At 62.8% G+C, this 7,151-nt stretch carries 7 protein-coding genes and 2 tRNA genes; all 9 read right to left on the bottom strand.

Annotation, left to right across the window (positions count from 1 at the left end; translation table 11 throughout):
• Positions 1-27: 27 nt before the first annotated feature.
• The 9 genes from FAS41_RS11820 to FAS41_RS11780 all read right to left on the bottom strand — a co-directional run bounded on the left by FAS41_RS11820 (position 28) and on the right by FAS41_RS11780 (position 7,135).
• Positions 28-104, bottom strand: a tRNA-Met gene (locus FAS41_RS11820).
• A 178-nt stretch (positions 105-282) separates the two neighbouring features.
• Complete coding sequence (gene ychF, locus FAS41_RS11815) at positions 283-1,383, bottom strand: redox-regulated ATPase YchF (protein WP_088419110.1); 1,101 nt, start codon at positions 1,381-1,383, stop codon at positions 283-285.
• Positions 1,384-1,423: 40 nt separating this feature from the next.
• Positions 1,424-2,008 (bottom strand): aminoacyl-tRNA hydrolase, encoded by a 585-nt coding sequence (gene pth / locus FAS41_RS11810; RefSeq protein WP_081516404.1) that lies wholly within the window; start codon positions 2,006-2,008, stop codon positions 1,424-1,426.
• 38 nt (positions 2,009-2,046) lie between these two features.
• Positions 2,047-2,661, bottom strand: coding sequence for a 50S ribosomal protein L25/general stress protein Ctc (locus FAS41_RS11805; protein WP_088419112.1), 615 nt, complete (start codon positions 2,659-2,661; stop codon positions 2,047-2,049).
• A gap of 112 nt (positions 2,662-2,773) precedes the next feature.
• The gene (locus FAS41_RS11800) at positions 2,774-3,715 is read right to left on the bottom strand and encodes a ribose-phosphate pyrophosphokinase (RefSeq protein ID WP_015478849.1); all 942 of its coding nucleotides are present in this window, start codon (positions 3,713-3,715) and stop codon (positions 2,774-2,776) included.
• Positions 3,716-3,767: 52 nt separating this feature from the next.
• Positions 3,768-3,842: transfer RNA gene (locus FAS41_RS11795), tRNA-Gln, on the bottom strand.
• A gap of 31 nt (positions 3,843-3,873) precedes the next feature.
• Positions 3,874-4,722 (bottom strand): 4-(cytidine 5'-diphospho)-2-C-methyl-D-erythritol kinase, encoded by an 849-nt coding sequence (gene ispE / locus FAS41_RS11790; RefSeq protein WP_138522374.1) that lies wholly within the window; start codon positions 4,720-4,722, stop codon positions 3,874-3,876.
• 1 nt (position 4,723) lies between these two features.
• Positions 4,724-5,365: a lipoprotein insertase outer membrane protein LolB gene (lolB, locus tag FAS41_RS11785; protein ID WP_138522372.1), complete on the bottom strand. Its 642-nt coding sequence runs from the start codon at positions 5,363-5,365 to the stop codon at positions 4,724-4,726.
• A 3-nt stretch (positions 5,366-5,368) separates the two neighbouring features.
• Entirely contained in the window at positions 5,369-7,135 is a 1,767-nt protein-coding gene (locus FAS41_RS11780) for a tetratricopeptide repeat protein (protein ID WP_171049476.1), read from the bottom strand.
• Positions 7,136-7,151 lie beyond the last annotated feature (16 nt).

Here is a 7,151-nt window from a genome sequence, read left to right as displayed (position 1 = left end):
TAGCTTTCGCTAACCCGTTGTTTTGTATGGTGGCTACACCGGGACTTGAACCTGGGACATCAGCATTATGAATGCTGCGCTCTAACCGACTGAGCTATGTAGCCGAGTGGCGCGCATTTTCCGCAGATCGAGGGGGGGTGTCAACCCCTTTTCTTGAATATTGTTCTGATCTATCAATCGTTTAGCCGGCTGGGCAAGATTTTCGCGATGAGCGGCAGGGCAGGGCGCCCCTATGAAAAAGCCCCGGCGGGTTGCCGGGGCTTTTTCGGGTCTGGCAGGTGCTTAGACGTTGAAGCGGAAGTGCATCACGTCGCCGTCCTTGACGATGTAGTCCTTGCCTTCCAGGCGCCATTTGCCGGCTTCTTTCGCGCCCTGTTCGCCCTTGAACTGGATGAAGTCGTCGTAGGCGACGACCTCGGCGCGGATAAAGCCTTTCTCGAAGTCGGTGTGGATCACGGCGGCGGCCTGGGGGGCGGTGGCGCCGACGCGGACGGTCCAGGCGCGAACTTCCTTCACACCGGCGGTGAAGTAGGTCTGCAGGTGCAGCAGTTCGTAGCCGGCACGGATCACGCGGTTCAGGCCGGGCTCTTCGAGGCCGAGGGATTCGAGGAACATGTCCTTCTCTTCGCCGTCGTCCAGTTCGGCGATCTCGGCTTCGATCTTGTTGCACACTGGCACGACCATTGCGCCTTCTTCTTCGGCGATGGCGCGCACGACGTCCAGGTGCGGGTTGTTCTCGAAGCCGTCTTCGGCGACGTTGGCGATGTACATGACCGGCTTGCTGGTCAGCAGGTGGAAGCCGCGTACGACGCGTTTCTCGTCATCGCCCATGTTCTTCATCAGCGAGCGGGCAGGTTTGCCTTCGGTGAAGTGGGGGATGAGCTTTTCCAGCAGGGCTTTCTGCACCAGGGCGTCCTTGTCGCCACCCTTGGCATTGCGCGCGACCTTCTGCAGTTGCTTCTCGCAGCTGTCGAGGTCGGCGAAGATCAGTTCGAGGTCGATGATCTCGATGTCGCGCTTGGGGTCAACGCTGTTGGAGACGTGGATGACGTTCTCGTCTTCGAAGCAGCGCACGACGTGGGCGATGGCGTCGGTCTCGCGGATGTTGGCGAGGAACTTGTTGCCCAGGCCTTCACCCTTGGAGGCGCCCGCTACCAGGCCGGCGATGTCGACGAACTCCATGGTGGTCGGGATCACGCGCTCGGGCTTGACGATCTCGGCCAGCGCATCGAGGCGGGCGTCGGGCATCGGAACGATGCCGCTGTTCGGCTCGATGGTGCAGAAGGGGAAGTTTTCCGCCGCGATGCCGGATTTGGTCAGGGCGTTGAACAGGGTGGACTTGCCGACGTTGGGCAGGCCGACGATGCCGCAATTGAATCCCATGCTAGGTCCCTCGCGCCAGGTGGCGGAAATAGAGGTGTGATCAGGCCTTCTGGCTGTGCAGCTTCTGCATCGCGCGGGTCCAGTCCCCGTCGAGCATTTCTGGCAGCACGCCGAGGGCGGAGTCGATGCTGGTGTCGAGCAGTTCCTGCTCGGAGCGCGGGGCGCGGCCGAGGACGAAGCCGGAGACCAGGCTGCTGTGCCCCGGATGGCCGATGCCAAGCCGCAGGCGATGGAAACCGTTCTGGTTGCCGAGTTGGGCGATGATGTCGCGCAGCCCGTTGTGCCCGCCGTGTCCGCCGCCCTTCTTGAGCTTGGCGACGCCGGGAGGCATGTCGAGTTCGTCGTGGGCCACCAGGATGGCTTCGACCGGAATGCGGAAGAATCCGGCGAGCGCCGCCACGGCCTGGCCGCTGCGGTTCATGTAGGTGGTGGGGATGAGCAGACGAACGTCGCGGCCCTTGTGGCTGAACTTGCCGACGAGGCCGAAGTACTTCTTGTCGAGAGACAGGTTCGCGCGTTGCGCGTCCGCCAGCCGCTCAACGAAAAGGGCCCCCGCGTTATGCCGGGTCTGGTCGTATTCAGGGCCTGGATTTCCCAGGCCAACGATCAGTTGTACGGCAGTCACGACGGGGGCCCCTTCCTTAAAGGCAATGGTGCGCGCGATTACTCGGCAGCAGCTTCGCCTTCACCTTCTTCTTTCACTACGCGGGAAGCGTGGATGTTGGCGACGGCCAGGTCGTTACCGTGGGCCAGTTGCACCAGCTCTACGCCTTTCGGCAGTTTCAGGTCGGACAGGTGAACGATCTGGCCCAGTTCTACCTTGGCCAGGTCGACTTCGATGAATTCCGGCAGGTCTTTCGGCAGGCACGAAACTTCGACTTCGGCGATCACGTGGGAGATCTCGCCGCCACCAACCTTGACGCCAACAGCGGTGGCTTCGTTGATGAAGTGCAGCGGTACGTGAGCGGTCAGTTTCTGGCCGGCAACGACGCGCTGGAAGTCAGCGTGCATGACGAAACCCTTGGACGGGTGACGCTGCAGGGCCTTGATCAGTACGGTTTCCTTGGCGGCACCGACGTTCAGGGTGATCACGTGGCTGAAGGCAGCCTCGTTTTCCAGCAGCTTGGAAATTTCACGCAGTTCCAGGGTCAGGGATTGCGGGGCTTTCTCGCCACCGTAGACCACAGCCGGGATCAGACCGGCATTACGACGCAGGCGGCGGCTCGCACCTTTCCCCAGGTCGGAACGCTCTTGAGCATTGAGTACAAAATCAACCATTTGAGTATCTCCAAAATGACAAGATCGCCCGGACGCTTGCGACCAGCGTTCGGGCGATTTTGCTAATGCCCCATCGACGTGACGGGGCGCTTTACGTCAGCGCTGTTCCGCCTTAGCGGAACATGGCGCTGATCGATTCTTCATTGCTGATGCGGCGCATGGCTTCAGCGACAACCGGAGCGATGTCCAGTTGGCGGATGCGGCCACAGGCTTGTGCAGCAGCAGACAGCGGGATGGTGTTGGTCACCACCAGCTCGTCCAGTACGGAATTCTCGATGTTCTCGATGGCGCGGCCGGACAGCACCGGGTGGGTGCAGTAGGCGATGACCTTGGCGGCGCCGTGCTCTTTCAGAGCTTTGGCGGCGTGGCCGAGGGTGCCAGCGGTATCGACCATGTCGTCGACCAGTACGCAGGTACGGCCTTCGACATCACCGATGATGTGCATGACTTCGGACTGGTTGGCCTTCGGACGACGCTTGTCGATGATGGCTAGGTCGACGCCTAGGGATTTGGCGACGGCGCGAGCGCGCACCACGCCGCCGATGTCCGGGGAGACGATCATCAGGTTCTCGAAGCGCTGGTCTTCGATGTCGTCGACCAGTACGGGCGAGCCGTAGATGTTGTCGACGGGGATATCGAAGAAGCCCTGGATCTGGTCGGCATGCAGGTCAACGGTGAGAACACGGTTGACGCCTACGACGGTCAGCATGTCGGCAACGACTTTGGCGCTGATCGCCACGCGAGCGGAACGCGGACGGCGATCCTGGCGGGCGTAACCGAAGTAGGGGATGACTGCCGTGATACGAGTCGCCGAGGAACGGCGGAAGGCATCGGCCATCACCACCAGTTCCATCAGGTTGTCGTTGGTCGGTGCGCAGGTCGGTTGAATCAGGAAGACGTCCTTACCACGAACGTTTTCGTTGATCTCAACGCTGATCTCGCCGTCGGAGAATTTACCGACAGAGACGTCACCGAGGGGGATGTGCAGCTGCCGTACGACACGGCGTGCCAGATCGGGGTTGGCGTTCCCCGTGAAAACCATCATTTTGGACACGCTGCGGTACCTGTGTCGGCTTGAGGGTAGGCCCGGTTGAGCCAGAAGAAAATGGCAGGGGCGGCTGGATTCGAACCAACGCATGGCAGGATCAAAACCTGCTGCCTTACCGCTTGGCGACGCCCCTGTAGCGTACAACCGATGACACTGCTGTCTTCTCAGTCCAGGCTTTGCAGCTTTCGGTGCAACATCGAGATGTTACGGCCCTGGGCAACAAAACTCGGCAGAGTGGCCGGAAGTTGGCGGCGAACTTTATCAGCATCGCCCTTGTTTGGGAAGCTCCCAAACACACAAGCTCCGGTGCCGGTCAATCTCGCTTGGGTAAATTTACCTAGCTGGATCAGTGCGTTACGTACATCCGGGTAACGCTTCTCGACGACCGGCTGGCAGTCGTTATGACCGTCCACCCCGAGAAGGCTGCGAACTTTAATGGGCGGAGTATCCCGTGTCAACTCGGGATCGGAGAAAACTTCTGCTGTGGAGACAAAGACTTGCGGCACGACGACGAGGAACCAGGGCTCTTCGAGTTCAACCGGCGTGAGCTGCTCGCCGACGCCTTCGGCAAATGCCGCGCGGCCGCGCACGAATACCGGGACGTCGGCGCCAAGGCTCAGGCCCAGTGCCGCGAGGCGGTCCTCGCTCCAGTTCAGCTGCCACAGGTGATTCAGCGCAAGCAGGGTGGTGGCTGCGTCGGAGCTGCCGCCGCCGATGCCTCCGCCCATGGGCAGGCGTTTGTCCAGCCAGATGTCGACGCCCAGCTGGCAGCCCGATTGTTCCTGCAGCCGGCGGGCGGCCTTGACGATCAAATTGCTGTCGTGCGGAACACCTTCGATCTCGGTGTTCAGGCAGATTTCGCCGTCCTCGCGCACGGCGAATTGCAATTCGTCGCCGTGGTCGAGGAACTGGAAGAGTGTCTGCAGCTCGTGGTAGCCGTCGGCGCGACGGCCGGTGATGTGCAGGAACAGGTTGAGCTTGGCCGGTGCCGGCAGGGTCAGTCGGTCCTGCATGTCACTGCTGGCCTGCGTTGCTCGATTGGGTGCCGAGCTGGCGTGGCTGCCAGGTCTTTACCACCAGGGTGACATCGAGGTCCTGGCCGTGCAGCTTCAGGCGCTCAGGCAACCAGTAACCGTTCTGCTCGCTGTAGCGGGTGTACTCCACGTCCCAGCCGTCCTGCTGCAGCTTGGCCAGGCGGCTGTCGCCGTCCAGGGTCAGGCGGCTCTTGCTGTCCGGCGCGGGCAGGCCGCGAATCCACCAGAGCAGGTGGGATACCGGCAGGCGCCAGCCCATCTGCTGTTCCAGCAATTCTTCGGGGGAGGCGGCTTCAAAGCGGCCTTGCCCTGCGACTTCGAGGGTTACTGCGCCTTCACGCCCGGTCAGGCGTGCGGCGCCGCGGCCCAGCGGGCCGGAGAGGCGGATGTCGTAGTAGTCCTGGCGCTGCAGCCAGAACAGGGTGCCGCTGCCGGAATCCTTGGGGGCGCGGATGCCGACCTTGCCGTCGATTTGCCAGCCGTCGAGAGTGGCGATGCGCGCCTTGTGGGCATTCCAGGCGGTGGCGTTGCCCTGGCCTTCCAGGGCTTCGTGGGTGCCGAAGCTGGAGCAGCCGGCGAGCAGGGCAAGCGCGGCGGCGCCGATCAGGTGACGTAAACGCATAAATCAGAGGGTTCCGGAGCCGGTCAGGCGCAGCATGGTGTCACGCAGGACGGCGCTGTCAGGCTGGCTTTGCAGGGCGGTGGCCCAGACCTTGCGGGCTTCGCTCTGCTTGCCCTGGGCCCAGAGTACTTCGCCCAGGTGCGCGGCCACTTCGTGGTCGGGGAAGCGTTCCAGCGCCTTGCGCAGGTAGGTTTCCGCTTCGCTGAGGTTGCCCAGGCGGTAATTCACCCAGCCCAGGCTGTCGAGGATCGCCGGGTCGTCCGGGTTCAGCGAGTGGGCCTTCTGGATCAGGTCGCGGGCTTCGCTGTAGCGGGTGGTGCGGTCGGCCAGGGTGTAGCCCAGCGCGTTGAGCGCCATGGCGTTGTCCGGTTCGCGCTGGATGATCAGCCGCAGGTCCTGCTCCATTTGCGCCAGGTCGTTGCGCTTCTCGGCGAGCATGGAGCGGGTGTAGAGCAGGTTGAGGTCATCCGGGAACTGCTTGAGGCCCTGCTGGATGACGCTCCAGGCGCGGTCTACCTGGTCGCGGTTGGACAGGCCTTCCGCCTCGATCAGATACAACTGGATGGCGTAGTCCGGCTGGCGGGCGCGGGTTTCGGCGAGGCGGCGCGAAGCGTCGTCATAGCGCTTCTGGTCCAGCAGGATTTCGGTCGAACGCAACTGGGCCGGGAGGAAGTCGTTGCCAGGACCGACGAGGGCGTATTCCTTGAGCGCGGTTTCCGGGTCCTTCTGCTCCTCGGCCAGGCGGCCCAGGTTGAAGTGGGCGGAGTCGACATGGCTGTCGCGCTCGACCAGTTCCTGCAAGTAGACCTTGGCCTCGTCCCAGGCCTGGGCTTCGAGGCAGACCAGCGCCAGGGAGAAACGCAGGTCGTCATCATCGGGGAATTGCTCGACCAGCGCGGAGAACTCGGCCTTGGCCTCTTCCAGGCGGTTCTGTTCGACCAGCAGGCGGGCGTAGGCGAGGTGGACGCGTTTGTCGTCCGGGTGTTCCTTGATGGCGTTCTTGAGCAGCGGCAGCGCTTCGTCGCTGCGTTTCATGCTCTGCAGTAGGCGGGCGCGCAGCAGCAGAGGGGCGACGTCATGCTTGCTGGCGGAATTGTCCTCCAGCAGGTGCAGGGCCTCCTGCGGACGACCGTCCTGCTGCAGCAGCAGGGCCTTGCCGAACAGCAACTGGCCGTTGTCGGGGTACTTCTTCAGCAGGCGGTCGAAGCTCTGCAGCAGGCCGGCGCGGGTGTCCGGGTCGGTCTCGGCGGCCGATAGCGCGAGGAAGTCGAAGTGGGTGTCACCCTGTCCATTGAGGACTTTCTCCATGTACACCATGGATTCGTCGTACTGGCCGGTGCGCGCCAGCTGGATCGCAGCGGCGCGCTGGGCATCGAGGTTGTCCGGCGCGGCCTTGGCCCAGATCAGCGAGGTGTCCAGGGCTTCCTGGTCGGCGCCCAGGTACTCGGCGATGCGGAAGGCGCGCTCGGCGACTCCCGGGTCCTGCGTTTCCTTGGCCTGCTCGACGTAGTTGGCGAGGGCGATATCGAAACGGTTGCGCTGTCCGGCGATCTCGGCGGTGAGCAGCGAGAACATCGTGTCCTCGCTGAAGGAGCCGTACTTCTGATTCTTCTGCGCAGCCGCGGTCTTGTCCTTCTCCGTGGAAGCACTGTCGGTGTTTTTCTGTGTAAGAGACTGGCAGCCGCCGAGCAGCAGCAGAGCAGTCAGCAGCGCAAGAGACTTGTTCATAGAGGAAGGACGAGGGCCTGACCTGCGAAATGGGACCATCATGACATAAGGAAAGTGC

The organism is Pseudomonas nicosulfuronedens (genome assembly GCF_005877905.1).
Lineage (GTDB): Bacteria > Pseudomonadota > Gammaproteobacteria > Pseudomonadales > Pseudomonadaceae > Pseudomonas > Pseudomonas nicosulfuronedens.
This window is presented reverse-complemented; position numbering and strand designations above follow the sequence as displayed.

Excerpts from the sequence above, each read along its gene's own strand:
- FAS41_RS11780 (WP_171049476.1), bottom strand. The coding sequence starts at position 7,135 with ATGATGGTCCCATTTCGCAGGTCAGGCCCTCGTCCTTCCTCTATGAAC.
- ychF (WP_088419110.1), bottom strand. The coding sequence starts at position 1,383 with ATGGGATTCAATTGCGGCATCGTCGGCCTGCCCAACGTCGGCAAGTCC.
- FAS41_RS11805 (WP_088419112.1), bottom strand. The coding sequence starts at position 2,661 with ATGGTTGATTTTGTACTCAATGCTCAAGAGCGTTCCGACCTGGGGAAA.
- lolB (WP_138522372.1), bottom strand. The coding sequence starts at position 5,365 with ATGCGTTTACGTCACCTGATCGGCGCCGCCGCGCTTGCCCTGCTCGCC.
- ispE (WP_138522374.1), bottom strand. The coding sequence starts at position 4,722 with ATGCAGGACCGACTGACCCTGCCGGCACCGGCCAAGCTCAACCTGTTC.